Source organism: Clostridium sp. LIBA-8553, from assembly GCF_057782465.1.
Window position 1 is genome coordinate 2,945,691 of sequence record NZ_CM173489.1, and the last position, 15,719, is coordinate 2,961,409.

Genomic DNA, 15,719 nt, shown 5'->3' on the forward strand with positions numbered 1-15,719 from the left:
TTAATAAACCTTATTTTATTATTATATTACTTCCAATTATTAATTCAAGATTAATGGTAATTTTTTGAATAAACATAATTTCTATTTCATACCTTTAATTATAACCTAATCTTTATGGAGGCAAATATGAAAAAATTATATATAGCAATTATAAATGTGCTTCTTTGTGCACTTATTCTTATGATAAATTTCTCTTTAGTTTACAGAAATAAATTTAATCCCTTTGAAAGAAAAGAAGTTTTAAATAATATAGAATATTTAACTTCTGATGAACTGGAAGGTAGACTTTGTGGAAATAAAGGAAACTATTTAGCTCAAGATTTTATTGAAAAATCTTTTATTGAGTCTAATATACAAGAATTTAATTCTACTTATCTTCAAGATTTTAAGGTAAAAGCTCCTATATTGATTGAAGGTGAGCCCTATCTTAAAGTTTATGATAAGAATAACAATTTAATAGTTTCTTATAAGTACGGAGTAGATTTTAAAGAAGCATTTATAAATTTTAGAGTAAATAATATAAGCTTTGATAACACCAATGAATTTAAAGTAATTTCTTCTGCAATAAAGGGAACCTCGTCTTCAAATGACAGTGTTGTCTTTCTTTCATCACCAATAGATTCCTTTAATTTTAGAAGCTCTTTTATTGAAAATACACCTTGTGATTTATATGTATTAGTTGCTCCAGATCTTATAAAAGAATTAGAGCTCTATTTAGATAAAGGATACAGAATTGACTGTTTTCTTCCTTATAAGGTTGAAGAAAAAGAGGTAAATAATGTTGCTGGAGTTATAAAAGGTAAGAATCCATTTTTACCACCTTTAGTCCTAACAGCTCACTTTGATCATATGGGTAAAGGTATTTCCGGGGAAATCTATAGAGGAGCTTTAGATAATGCCTCTGGTGCTTCCTTCTTATTAGAATTAGGCTCTTTCCTAGCTTCATTACCTCAGCCATCAAGAGATATTATTATTGTCTCATTAAATGCAGAGGAATTTGGATTATTAGGTTCTAAAAACTTTGCCGAAGAAAATAAATCTTCATTAAAAGGAGCAACAGTTATCAATTTCGATATGATAGGTAGCGATAAAAACGTCCCTCTTACTTTTATGAGTGGTGAAGACAATTGTATTCATAGTCCTCTTCTAGATAGACTTTGTGAAATTTGTAATCAAAAAAAAATAACTAACATAATAGAAAATAAAGATTCTTCTGATCACGCTAGTTTTATTAAGGAAGGCTTTGATTCAATAACGATGAATGATGGAGATATTACAAGAATTCATACTCCTGAGGATACCATTGAGTATATAAGTCCTACAGCTATAGATAGAAGTTTCTCTGTAGTATGGAGTGAAATCTTTTCCTCATCCTATTCATCAGCAGGCTTATTTTTATTAGATTCAAAAATTCTTATACTTTTAGTATTATCAATCCTAATTTGTATAGTACTAAAGCTTAAAATTTAACTTCAAGATAAAATCTCCGTTTTAAAGAAAGGTAATATTAGCAGCTCATTAATATAGTGCTACTGTTCTATAGAAAAATCAGCACTATTTTAAAACAGCGCCAAAATTAAAAGAACTAAAAGCTTTTATGAAACTATGTTAGCTTTTAGTTCTTTTTAATTCTATTATGAATTTAAGTATGCAATTATAAAGTTATCTATATCCCCATCCATAACAGCATTTACGTTTGATGTTTCAACATTAGTTCTATGATCCTTAACCATTGAATATGGATGGAAAACATAACTTCTTATCTGACTACCCCATCCCATATCTTTAAGCTCACCTGTTAAATCTTCTATTTTTTCCTTATGCGCTCTCTCTTTAAGCTCTATAAGCTTGGATTTTAACATTGCCATGGCAGTATCTCTATTTGAAAACTGACTTCTTTCATTTTGACATTGAACCACTATCCCAGTTGGAATATGAGTAATTCTTACTGCTGATTCCGTTTTATTTACGTGCTGACCTCCAGCACCACCTGCTCTATAAGTATCAATCCTTAAATCAACTGGATTTATTTCAATATCTTGATCTGATGTTAATTCTGGTAAAACCTCTACTGAAGCAAAGGAAGTTTGTCTTTTTCCATTAGCATTAAAAGGAGATATTCTAACTAATCTATGTATTCCTTTTTCTGCTTTTAAATAACCATAAGCAAACTCACCTTTAACTTTTAAAGTAACACTTTTAACACCTGCTTCATCACCTGGAAGATAATCAATAGTTTCTAATGAATATCCTTTCTTTTCACACCATCTTGTATACATTCTAAGGAGCATTTCAGTCCAGTCATTAGCATCACTTCCACCGACTCCAGTATGTAAAGTTAATATGGCATCATTTCTGTCATATTCACCTGATAATATAGTTTCTATTTTTAATGCATCTATCTCTTTACTTAAAGCTTTAACTTCACTTATTATTTCTTGAGCTGTTTCCTGATCATTTTCTTCCATAAGTTCTTTTAAAACTTCTACATCATCTATTCTCTGATTTAAACTTTTAAACTTATCTATTTTATCCTTTACTCTTTTTGCTTCTTGGGTTACTTCTTGAGCCTTTTGGACATCATCCCAAAATCCCGTCTCTTGCATCTTTAACTCAAGTTCTTCACTCTTCTTCTCTAAAGATGCTAAGTCAAAGTGAAGCCCCCATTTCCTTTAAATTATTTTTTAGTTCATGCAACTTTGATAATTGACTTTCAAGTTCCATAATCATAAAAACTTCACCTCTATCTTTAATTATTTTTCATATTATAGAGTATATCATTTTATTGTTCTTTAAAACAATAAAATGATATTTGTTTTAAAAATAGTTTTATTTCCTAAATTCAATTCACTTTATCTAGTTACGCTAATATTTTTTAATTTTAGGCTATTAAAACTTAATTTTTTTCTTTCTCATATTTATAAAATAATAAAATGTAATTTTAAAACAAAAAGCCTTCGCACTAATTGCAAAGGCTTTTTATATATTAAACTACTTCTCTTCCACAACATGATTTATATTTCTTACCACTTCCACATGGGCATAAATCATTTCTACCTACTTTAGGCTCTTTTTTAATTGGTTTTTTCTTAACTTCAGATGAGTCTCCACCATGACTTGCCCCTGTTTCTTGAGCAACTCTTTCTCTTTGTGGTTTCTCAGCTTCAACTTTTACATGGAATAAGTATCTTACTGTGTCTATTTTGATGTTATTTATCATTTCATCAAACATAGCACTACCTTCCATTTGATATGCTTGAGTTGGGTCTTGTTGCTTATAAGCTCTTAAACCAATACCTTGTTTTAAATGATCCATATCATCTATGTGATCCATCCATTTAGTATCAACAACTCTTAATATTATAACCCTTTCGATTTCTCTCATTTGTTCTGCACCAACGAAGTCTTCTTTTTCTTTGTAAACTTCCCTAGCACATTCAATGAATTTTCTAGTTATTTCTTCATCTGATGAAGTTTTTAAATCTTCCACAGTAAATCTACCATGTGGTAACATTATATCTTCTAAGTACTTGATTAAATCACCAAGTTCTTTTTCAAATTCCATCTCATCTACATTTGCTAAGTGAGATTGAACCGCATTAGTTATAACATCCTCAATCATAGCCTGAACGCTATCTTCTAAGTTTTCACCTTCTAAAACTTGAGATCTTTGTTTGTAGATAACTTCTCTTTGCTTATTCATAACATCATCATATCCTAATAATGTCTTTCTTATATCAAAGTTATTACCTTCTACTTTCTTTTGAGCATTTTCTATTGATTTAGTAACCATTTTACTTTCAATAGCTTCTGATTCTTCTAATCCTAATCTATCAACAACAGATTGAAGCTTTTCTGAACCAAATATTCTCATTAAATCATCTTCTAAAGAGATGTAGAATCTTGAATGACCCTTATCTCCTTGACGACCAGAACGTCCTCTTAACTGGTTATCTATTCTTCTTGACTCATGTCTTTCAGTTCCTATGATTTTTAAACCACCAACTTCTAAAACGCCTTCTCCAAGCTTAATATCAGTACCTCTACCTGCCATATTAGTTGCAATTGTTATGTTACCTAATTCACCTGCATGAGATACAATTTCAGCCTCTTGCTCATGGTATCTAGCATTTAAGACTTTATGTGGAACACCTTTTCTTTTTAATAAAGCAGAAAGATACTCTGATTTTTCTATACTTGTTGTACCAACAAGAACTGGCTGACCAGTTTTATGAGTTTCTATAATTTCTTCTACTATAGCATCATATTTTCCTTTAGCAGTTTTAAATACTAAATCTGAGTGGTCTTCCCTTTGAACTGGTCTATGAGTTGGAATAACCACAACGTCTAATCCATATATTTCTCTAAACTCAGTTTCCTCAGTAAGAGCAGTACCTGTCATACCTGCTAATTTAGTGTACATTCTGAAATAGTTTTGGAATGTTATAGTTGCTAAAGTCTTAGATTCTCTTTGAACTTTAACACCTTCCTTAGCTTCAATAGCTTGGTGAAGACCATCTGAATATCTTCTACCTTCCATAAGTCTTCCTGTAAATTCATCAACTATAGCTATTTCATCATCTTTAACCATGTAATCTTTATCTCTCTTCATTACATAGTTAGCCTTTAATGCTTGAGTAATATGGTGTTGTAACTCCATGTTATTAGCATCTGCGTAGTTTTCTATTCCAAAAGCTTTTTCTGCCTCTGCAACCCCTTTATCAGTAAGCATTGCAGCATGTGCTTTTTCATCTATTGTATAATCTTCTTCTTCTCTTAATTTCTTAACAAAGAAATCAGCTATCTTATAAAGATCTGTTGATTTACTTCCAGCTCCTGATATTATAAGAGGAGTTCTTGCTTCATCTATAAGAATTGAGTCAACCTCATCCACTATACAGTAGTGTAATGGTCTTTGAACTCTTTCTTCCTTGTAAATAACCATGTTATCTCTTAAATAATCGAATCCAAACTCATTATTTGTTCCATAAGTTATATCTGCATTATATGCTTCTCTTCTTTGATCATTAGTTAATCCATGAACTATAACCCCAGTAGTTAATCCTAAGAATTCATATAATTGCCCCATCCACTCTTTATCTCTTGTTGCTAAGTAGTCATTGACTGTGATTACATGAACACCTTTGCCAGCTAAAGCATTTAAATAAACAGGTAAAGTAGCAACTAATGTTTTACCTTCACCAGTTTTCATCTCAGCTATTCTTCCTTGGTGTAATACTGTACCACCAATTAATTGCTCTCTATAGTGTTTCATTCCTAAAACTCTTGTTGATGCCTCTCTACAAACAGCAAAAGCTTCTGGAAGCATATCATCTAAGCTTTCTCCTTTAGCATATCTATCTTTAAACTCAAATGTTTTTTGCTTTAATTCTTCATCAGATAGTTTTTCCATTTCAGGTCCAAGCGAATCTATTTTGTCTACAATAGGTGTTATTCTTTTAACTTCTCTATCGCTATAACTTCCAAATATTTTATCAAATAATCCCATTATACTATCCCTCAATTCTACTTTCTTATATGCTTAATATTCTAATAATTATTTAATTATAACATATATATACAATATTCTAACTTTTCCTAAGAAAATATTTAAAATAATTCTTATTAGATTATAACATTTATAATAACCAATTTTCAATAAATGTAATAATTTAGATAAAACTTTTACATAAAAGTAAAAAGATGTAGGCGTAAACCTACATCTTTTCTTATATTAATATTTAATCTTCTCCTAATCCTGGTTCAATTAATCCATAGTTTCCGTCTTTTCTCTTATAAACTACATTTAATTGATTGGTATCTGCATCTTGGAAAACAAAGAAATCATGTCCTATAAGTTCCATTTGTAAGACTGCCTCTTCAGCTCCCATTGGTTTAACATCAAATCTTTTAGTTTTAACTATTGTTGATTCTTTTTCTCCTTTTAAATCTTCTATTGGATCTATATGAGCAAATCTTAATGAATCATATCTATTTTTCTTTGATAATCTAGTTTTTTGTTTTCTTATTTGTCTTTCGATTTTTTCTTCAACTAAGTCTATTGACTTATACATATCATCAGTAGATTCTTCACCTCTTAATAATATTCCATTAAAAGGAATCATAACTTCTATGATTTGCTTATTTTTTTCTACGCTTAAAGTGGCCTTTGCTTCAACTCCTGGTTCAAAATACTTGCTTAGCTTGGATATCTTTTTCTCTACGGAATCCTTTAAAGCATTTGTTAACTCTATATTTTTAGCATATACTGTTACTTTCATATTGTCAGCCCCTTTCAAAAACAGATAACCTTAATTAATGTAAAGGTTTTAATTTTATAATATAATTGTACTCTCTTATAGCTATTTATACAAGCTTAAATTTTCTTAATTTACTGAAAATTTTAACATCTAGTGAATACATCTCTTATTAAATCTTCGCTTTGCTTAAATTTTTTATGGTTAATGCAACTTGACAAAAATTAAAAAAGGACCATGAAAATCATAGTCCTTTTTTATAGCTAGCTGACCTGGTCTTTGACCCCACACTCGCCTACTGGAGCTTTCGCTACCCGGAATCAACCTCTCACTACTAACCCTCTCAGCCTTTATTGGCTGGTAGGTCTTACTTCTAAGCCGCACCATGCTCATTAAAACTTTGTTTAACTTACGTGGATCGTTTCGCCTGCGACTGGCATCGACTTTCAACCACAAACCTAGCTACATTAATATTATATATTACTTTTTGCAATAGTCAATAAAAAAATTTTAATATCTTTTATTTTTTTTAATTCTCTTATACAAGATTTCAGAGTGGCACCTGTTGTCATAACATCATCTAAAAGCAAAATACTCTTTCCTTGTAAACTTTCATTTTCCTTAAGTTTAAAGGCATCTCTTATATTTTTTTCTCTTTCTTCTTTAGATAGTGATTTTTGTTCTTTAATTTTATTTTTCTTTTTTAATGTTTCTATAGCTTTAACATCTAACCTCTTAGCTAATTCCTTAGCTAAAAATTCACATTGATTGAATTCTTTCTTTTTAAGTGCATCCTTCGCTACTGGAACATATGTTATAAAGTCAATACTCAAATTTGTTTCTTTAATCTTTTCTTCTAAGAGTAGCACTAATATTTCTCCGGCATGAAAATCACCTTTATATTTAAATCTTAATATTAAATCTTTAACTATAAAAGAATAATAGGAACACACCATCACTGTGCATCCTTCAATAATCAATATATCTTTTATCTTTGGTATTTCTCCTTTACATTTATCACAAATTATTTTTTTACTTTCTTTATTGCATATGTAGCATTTTTCTTCTGTTGGATAAATAGCTTCTAATAAGCATTGAAAAAAATAATTCACCTTATTTTTGCATGTCTCCATAAAGTTTCATTAAAGCTTCTTGCTAACCTCCTAGCAGTTTCTATATTTTCATTTTCATCATTGCTTAATAATATTATTTCTTTTCCTATACACTTATTTTTACATAAAGCACCACATGCAAATATTATTTTTTTGTAATCAATAAATTCTTGTTCAAAAGAATAAATAATTAAATCACAATTAGGAATAGAATCAAAATATTCATGCAATGAGTCTGTTATAAAAATAATTCCCTCTTTTTTAAATATACTTTCATTTATTACTTGTAAAAGAGAATTTTTTTTATCCTCTTTTACTATTTTAACCTTATTTCCTAAATTTAAATCCTCTGTGTAATATTCATATATTTTATTTAAATTAACTTCATTTGGCACATACACAACTAAAACTCTTTTTTCTCTTATAAACCATTCAATATAACTATATAAGGCATAAGGCATTGAATTTATTAAGTTTAATCTAGTTGTTATTAATCTTGGTTCTAAAAAATGAGTTTTTCTTTCTTGGTTTAATATCTCCATGTGATTTATATTATTAAAAATCTTATCCACTGAACATATTATTATCTTTTGGGATAAACGTTTTAAATATATTAAATCCTCACTACATTCTATACTACTTTTACTTGAGTAAGAACTTACATCATCATATATTATTAAATCAAACTTCTTTTTAATATTAAAAATATTATTAAATGATTCAAACTCAAAATTGATTGAATTTACTTCTTCACTACTACAGATTTTTCTGCTTTTCCCTACATATAATACTTTTTCACTATTTCTTAAACATTCATTAACTAAATCATATATAAAATTTAAACTTTGATATGGTTCACATATTAAATTTATAAATCTTTCATCACTTTTCACATACCACTTTTTCAATGTATTGCCATACCTATTCTCAATTTTGAAATTATCACCATATAAACTCACATCAAAATCCTCCTAATTTAATCTTGTTCAAAAACATCATTTGATATTACTTCTTTTATTCTCCAATTTAAAGAAGAATAACGTTCCATACTCCTTGTGTTATCAACCATATATTTTAATGCTTTTGGTATTCCAACAACTACTACCATTTCTTTCGCTCTTGTTATTCCTGTATATAATAAATTTCTATTCATAAGTAATGGTGCTCCCATATAAGCTGGTATTATTACTACTGGGAACTCACTTCCTTGACTTTTATGTATAGTAATTGCGTAGGCTAAATCTAATTCATCTAAATACATAAAATCATAAATAACTTTTCTTTCATCATCAAATATTATAGATAATTTTTTCCCTTCTAAATCTATGCTTTCTATAAATCCCATATCTCCATTAAATACTCCAGCACCTTCATGTTCCCCTTTTCCAGCTATTCTAGTCCACTTTAGAGAGTAGTTATTTTTTATTTGCATAACCTTGTCTCCCTCTCTAAATATCATACTTCTAAACTCTTTTTCCTTTTTATATGGAGCTTTTGGATTTAAGACACTTTGTATTTTTTCATTTAAATTTGTAACTCCTAAAACACCTTTTTTCATAGGAACTAAAACCTGAATACTTTTTAACTTATCCCAATTTGAATTAAACTTAGGCAATCTAGTGTTTATTAAATCTATTATTGTATTTAATATTCCTTCTTGAATATCATTTTTTATAAAAAAGAAATCAGTACCTTTTTCATTTAATTTAGGCATTTCTCCCTTATTTATTTTATGTGCATTCACAACAATCATACTTTCTTTTCCCTGTCTGAAAATTTCTTTTAAACGTACAACCTTAGTAAATCCACTCTCTATAAAGTCATTTAAAACATTTCCAGCCCCTACTGATGGAAGCTGATCAACATCACCAACTATTATAAGTCTAGTTCCAACTTTAATAGATTTAAGCAAAGCATTCATAAGTGTTATATCAATCATGGATGCCTCATCTATTATTACTACATCTGCTTCTAATGAATGTTCTTCTGTATTCGTGACAAAAACACTTTCTTCTTTTTCAAAAACTCCCATATCAAGCATTCTATGTATTGTCGTTGCTTCTTTTCCTGTAGACTCACTCATTCTCTTTGCAGCTCTTCCAGTAGGTGCTCCCAAAAGAACTTTTAATCCGCAAGTTTCAAAAATTTCAATTATACACTTTATTATAGTAGTTTTTCCTGTTCCTGGTCCCCCAGTTATTATCTCTATTCCATTTTGAAAAGCACTTATTATAGCATCTTTCTGAGATTCTGCAAAAGTTATATTATTTTTATTTTCAAACTGAGCTATTAAGTGATCTACATCTACATTTATATTTTGAAAATTGCTTATAGCTAAGGTTAAAATTCTATTAGTTATTCCAAGTTCACAATAATAGTTAGGTATTGTGAAAACACCTTCTTTATTATTAACCTTCTCTAACTTTATTTTTCTATCTAAAGCTGCATTCTTTATATTTTCTTCTATTATATCTCCACTTACAGTTAACACATTGCTTGCTTCCTTTATAAGTTCATCCTTAGGCATGAAAGTATGCCCATTTGCACAAAATTCATTTATTACATATCTTATACCACTTTGAATTCTAAAATGAGAATCAATCTCTACTCCTAAACTTCTAGCTATTTTATCAGATGTTTTAAATCCTATTCCTGAAATTTCATCACAAAGTACGTAAGGATTATTCTTAACTGTCTCAACTGAACTAGAACCATATTTTTTATAAATTTTTAAGCATTGATTTACGCTTAATCCGTGAGTTTGTAAAAATATAGTTATATTTTTTAGCTCTCTCTGCTCTTGATAAGATTCAATTATTGTCTCTAACTTTTTCTTACCAATTCCCTCTATTTCTTTTAATCTTTCTATACTATTATCTAAAATATTAAGCGTATCTTCTCCAAATGTATTTACTATCTTTTTAGCTGTGACTGGACCTATTCCTTGTATTATTCCAGAAGATAAATACTTCTCTATTCCATCCTTCGAAGTCGGCAATATCTCTTCACATTCTTCCACCTTAAACTGCTTTCCAAACTGAGAATGATTAACCCAACTTCCTGAAAGTTTTAAATTTTGTCCTTCTCTCACATGTGGTAATACACCAACTGCCGTATGAATATTATTATTTTCTCTAAACTTTATAACTGTATACCCTGTATCAGAGCTTTTAAATACTATACTTTCAACTATTCCATTTAATGCTTCCATATTACCTCCTAAAAGGTTTCTCTTAAATTATTATTACTATTAATTATATCACAATTATTTATTTTAAATCATGAAGCTCATTTTATTGACTTAGTCAAATTTAAATCTTAAGATTATTATGAGGAAGGTGATTCGTATGTTAATAAAAAATTGTAACATAGTATATTTAGATAGAATTGAACCTGGAAATATACTATTAGAAAATGGAAAGATTAAAGCTATAAACCCAAAAGAAGAAACTAATTGTGAAATACTAGATGGACAAGGACTTTATGTATCTCCTGGATTTATAGATGTTCATATACATGGAGCTGGCGGACACGATACTATGGATGGTACTTATGAAGCTATTAATGAAATTTCAAAAGTTATAGTTAAACATGGTACTACTTCATTCTTACCAACAACAATGACAGTAGCTGCTGAAGATGTGTGCAAATCAATGGAAGCTATCCATAAAGCAAAAACTGAAGGTACAGATGGAGCTAATGTTTTAGGAGCTCACTTAGAAGGACCATTCATAAGCCCAAGTGCTATCGGAGCTCAAAACCCAGACTTCTTAATACCTCCAACAAAGGAAAACTTCTATAAGTTAGTTGGAGAAAATGAAGATGACGTTGTTTCAATAACTCTTGCTCCAGAAGTAGATGGTGCTAAAGAACTTACTAAATTCTTAAGTGAAAAAGGTATCGTTGTTTCAATGGGACACACAAAAGCTACTTATGAAGAAGCTATGGAAGGAATAAAATGTGGATGTTCTCATGCTACTCACTTATTTAATGCCATGACACCATTCACTCATAGAGAACCTGGGGTTGTAGGTGCTGTTTTTGATAGTGAAATAACTACAGAAACAATCTCAGATGGTATTCATATATCATACCCAAGTTTAAGAGTTGCATACAAACAAAAAGGAACAGATAAAGTTTTATTAATAACTGATGCCATGATGGCTTGCTGTATGCCTGATGGAATGTATTCTTTAGGTGGTCAAGATGTTGAAGTTAAAGATGGAGCTGCAAGACTATTAAGTGGATCTTTAGCAGGATCAATATTAACTCTAGATGTGGCAGTTAAAAATATCTTTAACAACACTGATTATTCACTTAATGAAGTTATAAAAATGGCTACTTTCAATGGTGCTAAACATTGCAAAGTTGCTGATAGAAAAGGACTAATTAAAGAAGGTTACGACGCCGACTTAATTCTTTTTGATGAAAACATAGATATAAAATATGTAATAGTTAATGGAAAATTAGTTCATAAAGCTTAATAAAAAAACACTTTGGGATACCAAAGTGTTTTTATTTCTTAATTTTAAATATTTAAATATATTATAAAATAAATTCTATAAAAATTAAAAAGCTTAGGAAGAACATCCTAAGCTTTTATTTGTATTAAAGGTATTTTTTTATTTCCTCAACTTTATCTAATTTTTCCCATGGAAGATCTAAGTCTGTTCTTCCAAAATGTCCATAAGCAGCTGTTTGCTTATAGATAGGTCTTCTTAAGTCTAGGTCTCTTATTATAGCACCTGGTCTTAAATCAAATACTTTATTTATTATATTAACTATTTCTTCATCTGATACTTTTCCAGTTCCGAAAGTATCTACTATAATTGATACTGGTCTAGCAACACCAATAGCATACGCAACTTGAACTTCTAATTTATCTGCCACGCCTGCAGCAACTAAGTTTTTAGCCACCCATCTAGCAGCATATGCAGCTGATCTATCAACCTTAGTTGGATCTTTTCCTGAGAAAGCACCACCACCGTGTCTTCCATATCCACCATAAGTATCAACTATGATCTTTCTTCCTGTTAATCCAGCATCACCTTGAGGTCCACCGATAACGAATCTTCCTGTTGGATTTATGTAATACTTAGTATTTTCATCTAATAACTCTGCTGGTATAACAGCTTTTATAACATGTTCCATTAAATCAGCTTGTATTTGCTCTTGAGATACTTCTGGACCATGTTGTGTTGAAATTACTATTGCATCTATTCTAACTGGTTTATCATTTTCATATTCAACAGTAACTTGTGTTTTTCCGTCTGGTCTTAAGTAAGGTAAAGTTCCGTTCTTTCTTACTTCTGTTAATCTTCTTGATAATCTATGAGCCATAGCAATTGGTGCTGGCATATATTCTTCAGTTTCATTAGTAGCAAAACCAAACATCATTCCTTGGTCTCCTGCTCCTACTGCGTCTATATCTATTTTTTCACCAGCTCTTGATTCTAGAGCTTCATCAACTCCCATAGCTATGTCTGATGATTGCTCATCTATTGTAGTCATAACTGAACAAGTTTCACAGTCGAAACCATACTTGGCTCTATCATATCCTATGTTTTTTATAGTTTCTCTAGCTATTTTAGGAATATCAACATAACAGTTAGTTGTTATTTCTCCCATTACCATTACTAATCCTGTAGTAACAGCTGTTTCGCAAGCAACTCTTGCATTTGGATCTTTTTCAAATATAGCATCTAAAACTGCATCTGAAATTTGGTCACATATTTTATCTGGATGTCCTTCAGTAACTGATTCTGATGTAAATAATCTTCTCATGGCTATAACGCTATCTTACTATCTTAAATAAGATAGCCGATTCACCCCTTTCACTTTTTATTTATTTCAACCCTGTTTTTTTAATTATTCATTAAATTATTCTTTCCAACTATCTAAAATAATATCTTTAATCTTTTATTTAAAAAAGTTATATATCTTAATGCGCGCTTTTAAGATATATTTTATTAACAAAAAAATCTCTTCTAAACCTTTAAAAGATTTAAGAAGAGATTCTAGTTATACACTAAATTTATCTTCTCTCATCTTGTAAAGAAAATTCTTTACCGGAATTGGCACCGTGGTGACTTCTCACTGGTTGCCGGGTTTCATAGGGCCTTTTTCCCTCCACCTCTCTGGATAAGAGTATATAAATACTAAATATTCTATTTTATTAAGATATTATTTTAAACAAAGAGACACTATTCTCAAGTGTCTCTTGCTGGTGGTGGAAGAAGGATTCGAACCTTCGAAGTCGTCCGACAACAGATTTACAGTCTGCCCCCTTTGGCCACTCGGGAATTCCACCACATATGGAGCTGATGATCGGACTTGAACCGATAACCTGCTGATTACAAGTCAGCTGCTCTGCCAATTGAGCCACACCAGCATATCAATATTTTGTTTTAAATAAATGGTGGTGGAAGAAGGATTCGAACCTTCGAAGTCGTCCGACAACAGATTTACAGTCTGCCCCCTTTGGCCACTCGGGAATTCCACCACATGTGGAGCTGATGATCGGACTTGAACCGATAACCTGCTGATTACAAGTCAGCTGCTCTGCCAATTGAGCCACACCAGCACATTTATTAATTTTTAATGGTGGTCGCAACAGGGATCGAACCTGTGACCCCCTGCTTGTAAGGCAGGTGCTCTCCCAGCTGAGCTATGCGACCTTATTGGTGGTGGAAGAAGGATTCGAACCTTCGAAGTCGTCCGACAACAGATTTACAGTCTGCCCCCTTTGGCCACTCGGGAATTCCACCACTTATGGAGCTGATGATCGGACTTGAACCGATAACCTGCTGATTACAAGTCAGCTGCTCTGCCAATTGAGCCACACCAGCACATTTATTGTTTTTCTTTGTCGTTTTGGCTCATCGCCAATCGACAAGACTTAGTATATATTGTTATGCTTTTTATTTCAAACTCAATTTCAGGTCATTTCCAGCAATTATGTTAAGTTATTTTCGATTTTCTCAATATATCTTTTATTTACTTCTTTTTTAATTGTATATTTTCTTCAATCAATTCAATATTTATATATGGACTCAATATATCTTTCATTTCCTTGTATTCTTTCTCTTCCAATTTATCCTTTAAGATTCTAAATATATCAACCGCAGCATCAAGCTCATCGCTTCTTTTAATGTGCTCTAATAATATTCCATAGTCTGATATAGATAAATTTTTAGCTATAGATATTAGTTTAAATTTATCCGATTTTGCTATTTTTTTTGGAATTGAGAATTTATCCATTTTAAAAACCTCTTCGCTTTCTTCTTCCAAAGAACTCTCTACATTAAAATTATCCTTACCTTTATTACCTTTATTTTTCTCAATCTCCTTTACAGACTCTTCAATTTTTTCTTCTATAGCCTCTTCTTTTTTTTCTATTTCAGATTCATACTCATCAAAAATATCTCTTTCTTTTGCATCATAATTATTATTTTCATCCAATTTATTATTATTATCTTCTTTTTCTTTTTTTTCTTCAATTTTATTATACTCTTTATTTTTATTACTGTTTTCATCTAAATAATTCTTGCTTTCTTCTTCTATCCTATTAACTTCAAATTTTTGATTGTGTTCAAAATTTAAATTAACAAGGTACAACATAATCCCCATTGTAATTGTAGTAAAAAAAAGTATTAAAAAACTTAAAACCCCTCTATTCATTAATACATTCACCTCCTCTTTTAATAATTGCCACCTAAAATCTTTTTTATACTTCTCTTTAATATTTCTAATTATCCCTTCATATAATTAATCAGGGGGTGAAGCCTTGAAAAAAATAAAAACTTATTACGAACATTATTTAGCATATTATGAAATTTCAAATTTTTTAAAAGATTATATAGATGAAAAAACATTAATAGTATGTATAGGTACAGATAAATGTATAGGTGATTGTTTAGGACCTCTAGTTGGGACTCTATTAAAAGAAAAATTCTTTCCCTTAAATGTATTTGGAACACTTGAATCTCCTATACATGCACTTAATCTCGATAAAAAAATAACTGAAATATTAAAAAATTATCCTGGATATAAAATAGTAGCTATAGATGCCTGTTTAGGAGATTCAAAATCTATTGGAGAAATTCATACTAGAAACGAACCAATACACCCTGGAAAAGGTGTTGGAAAAACTCTTAGAAGCGTTGGCGACACTTCTATTATTGCAATAGTTGATTCATCTGAAAATATAGATTTATTTACTAGTAGACCTATTAGATTAAGCTTCATCTTAGACATGGCTAAAGTTATCGTTGATGCTTTGATACACGCTTATTATTTAAGCACAAAAAAAAATTAACCATATATCTCTTAATATTAAGAGATATATGGT

Annotated in this window: 11 protein-coding genes, 7 tRNA genes and 1 riboswitch; of the genes, 3 read left to right on the forward strand and 15 right to left on the reverse strand. The window is 30.2% G+C overall.

What is annotated here, in order from left to right; translation table 11 throughout:
- Positions 1-126: 126 nt before the first annotated feature.
- Entirely contained in the window at positions 127-1,470 is a 1,344-nt protein-coding gene (locus AC2JAQ_RS13165; protein ID WP_488456853.1) for a M28 family metallopeptidase, read from the forward strand.
- Positions 1,471-1,634: 164 nt separating this feature from the next.
- On the opposite strand, the gene prfB is transcribed toward AC2JAQ_RS13165, so the two are convergent.
- The 6 genes from prfB to recD2 all read right to left on the reverse strand — a co-directional run bounded on the left by prfB (position 1,635) and on the right by recD2 (position 10,580).
- Positions 1,635-2,730, reverse strand: a protein-coding gene (prfB, locus tag AC2JAQ_RS13170; protein ID WP_488456854.1) for a peptide chain release factor 2 whose coding sequence is annotated in 2 segments (ribosomal slippage) — positions 1,635-2,651 and positions 2,653-2,730 — 1,095 coding nt in all. Because the reading frame shifts where the segments join, the coding sequence is not laid out codon by codon here.
- Between the two features lie 256 nt (positions 2,731-2,986).
- Positions 2,987-5,509, reverse strand: coding sequence for a preprotein translocase subunit SecA (secA, locus tag AC2JAQ_RS13175; RefSeq protein ID WP_488456855.1), 2,523 nt, complete (start codon positions 5,507-5,509; stop codon positions 2,987-2,989).
- Positions 5,510-5,741: 232 nt separating this feature from the next.
- A complete protein-coding gene (hpf, locus tag AC2JAQ_RS13180) occupies positions 5,742-6,281 on the reverse strand; it encodes a ribosome hibernation-promoting factor, HPF/YfiA family (RefSeq protein ID WP_488456856.1) in 540 nt (179 codons plus the stop codon).
- A 449-nt stretch (positions 6,282-6,730) separates the two neighbouring features.
- A complete protein-coding gene (locus tag AC2JAQ_RS13185) occupies positions 6,731-7,369 on the reverse strand; it encodes a ComF family protein (protein ID WP_488456857.1) in 639 nt (212 codons plus the stop codon).
- Positions 7,366-8,328: a hypothetical protein gene (locus tag AC2JAQ_RS13190; RefSeq protein ID WP_488456858.1), complete on the reverse strand. Its 963-nt coding sequence runs from the start codon at positions 8,326-8,328 to the stop codon at positions 7,366-7,368. Before AC2JAQ_RS13190 ends, AC2JAQ_RS13185 begins: the two co-directional genes overlap by 4 nt.
- A 17-nt stretch (positions 8,329-8,345) precedes the next feature.
- Complete coding sequence (gene recD2 / locus AC2JAQ_RS13195; protein WP_488456859.1) at positions 8,346-10,580, reverse strand: SF1B family DNA helicase RecD2; 2,235 nt, start codon at positions 10,578-10,580, stop codon at positions 8,346-8,348.
- A 136-nt stretch (positions 10,581-10,716) separates the two neighbouring features.
- On the opposite strand from recD2, the gene nagA reads away from it, so the two are divergent.
- Positions 10,717-11,853 (forward strand): N-acetylglucosamine-6-phosphate deacetylase, encoded by a 1,137-nt coding sequence (gene nagA / locus AC2JAQ_RS13200; protein ID WP_488456860.1) that lies wholly within the window; start codon positions 10,717-10,719, stop codon positions 11,851-11,853.
- Positions 11,854-11,977: 124 nt separating this feature from the next.
- Here the strand turns inward: nagA and metK are convergent, their stop codons facing one another.
- From metK to AC2JAQ_RS13245, 9 genes are all read right to left on the reverse strand, one after another.
- A complete protein-coding gene (gene metK, locus AC2JAQ_RS13205; RefSeq protein WP_488456861.1) occupies positions 11,978-13,153 on the reverse strand; it encodes a methionine adenosyltransferase in 1,176 nt (391 codons plus the stop codon).
- 257 nt (positions 13,154-13,410) lie between these two features.
- Positions 13,411-13,517, reverse strand: a riboswitch (SAM riboswitch).
- Between the two features lie 76 nt (positions 13,518-13,593).
- A tRNA-Tyr gene (locus AC2JAQ_RS13210) sits at positions 13,594-13,679 on the reverse strand.
- A gap of 5 nt (positions 13,680-13,684) precedes the next feature.
- A tRNA-Thr gene (locus AC2JAQ_RS13215) sits at positions 13,685-13,760 on the reverse strand.
- Between the two features lie 25 nt (positions 13,761-13,785).
- Positions 13,786-13,871 (reverse strand) — tRNA-Tyr (locus AC2JAQ_RS13220).
- 5 nt (positions 13,872-13,876) lie between these two features.
- Positions 13,877-13,952 (reverse strand) — tRNA-Thr (locus tag AC2JAQ_RS13225).
- An 18-nt stretch (positions 13,953-13,970) separates the two neighbouring features.
- Positions 13,971-14,046 (reverse strand) — tRNA-Val (locus tag AC2JAQ_RS13230).
- 4 nt (positions 14,047-14,050) lie between these two features.
- Positions 14,051-14,136 (reverse strand) — tRNA-Tyr (locus AC2JAQ_RS13235).
- A 5-nt stretch (positions 14,137-14,141) separates the two neighbouring features.
- Positions 14,142-14,217: transfer RNA gene (locus AC2JAQ_RS13240), tRNA-Thr, on the reverse strand.
- A 148-nt stretch (positions 14,218-14,365) separates the two neighbouring features.
- A complete protein-coding gene (locus AC2JAQ_RS13245; RefSeq protein WP_488456862.1) occupies positions 14,366-15,049 on the reverse strand; it encodes a hypothetical protein in 684 nt (227 codons plus the stop codon).
- Between the two features lie 106 nt (positions 15,050-15,155).
- On the opposite strand from AC2JAQ_RS13245, the gene yyaC reads away from it, so the two are divergent.
- Positions 15,156-15,686 (forward strand): spore protease YyaC, encoded by a 531-nt coding sequence (gene yyaC / locus AC2JAQ_RS13250; RefSeq protein ID WP_488456863.1) that lies wholly within the window; start codon positions 15,156-15,158, stop codon positions 15,684-15,686.
- The last annotated feature ends 33 nt before the right edge of the window (positions 15,687-15,719 follow it).

What these genes read in the sequence shown, in the direction of transcription:
- recD2 (WP_488456859.1), bottom strand. Translation starts at nt 10,580, where the DNA reads ATGGAAGCATTAAATGGAATAGTTGAAAGTATAGTATTTAAAAGCTCT.
- AC2JAQ_RS13245 (WP_488456862.1), bottom strand. Translation starts at nt 15,049, where the DNA reads ATGAATAGAGGGGTTTTAAGTTTTTTAATACTTTTTTTTACTACAATT.
- secA (WP_488456855.1), bottom strand. Translation starts at nt 5,509, where the DNA reads ATGGGATTATTTGATAAAATATTTGGAAGTTATAGCGATAGAGAAGTT.
- metK (WP_488456861.1), bottom strand. Translation starts at nt 13,153, where the DNA reads ATGAGAAGATTATTTACATCAGAATCAGTTACTGAAGGACATCCAGAT.
- hpf (WP_488456856.1), bottom strand. Translation starts at nt 6,281, where the DNA reads ATGAAAGTAACAGTATATGCTAAAAATATAGAGTTAACAAATGCTTTA.
- AC2JAQ_RS13165 (WP_488456853.1), top strand. Translation starts at nt 127, where the DNA reads ATGAAAAAATTATATATAGCAATTATAAATGTGCTTCTTTGTGCACTT.
- nagA (WP_488456860.1), top strand. Translation starts at nt 10,717, where the DNA reads ATGTTAATAAAAAATTGTAACATAGTATATTTAGATAGAATTGAACCT.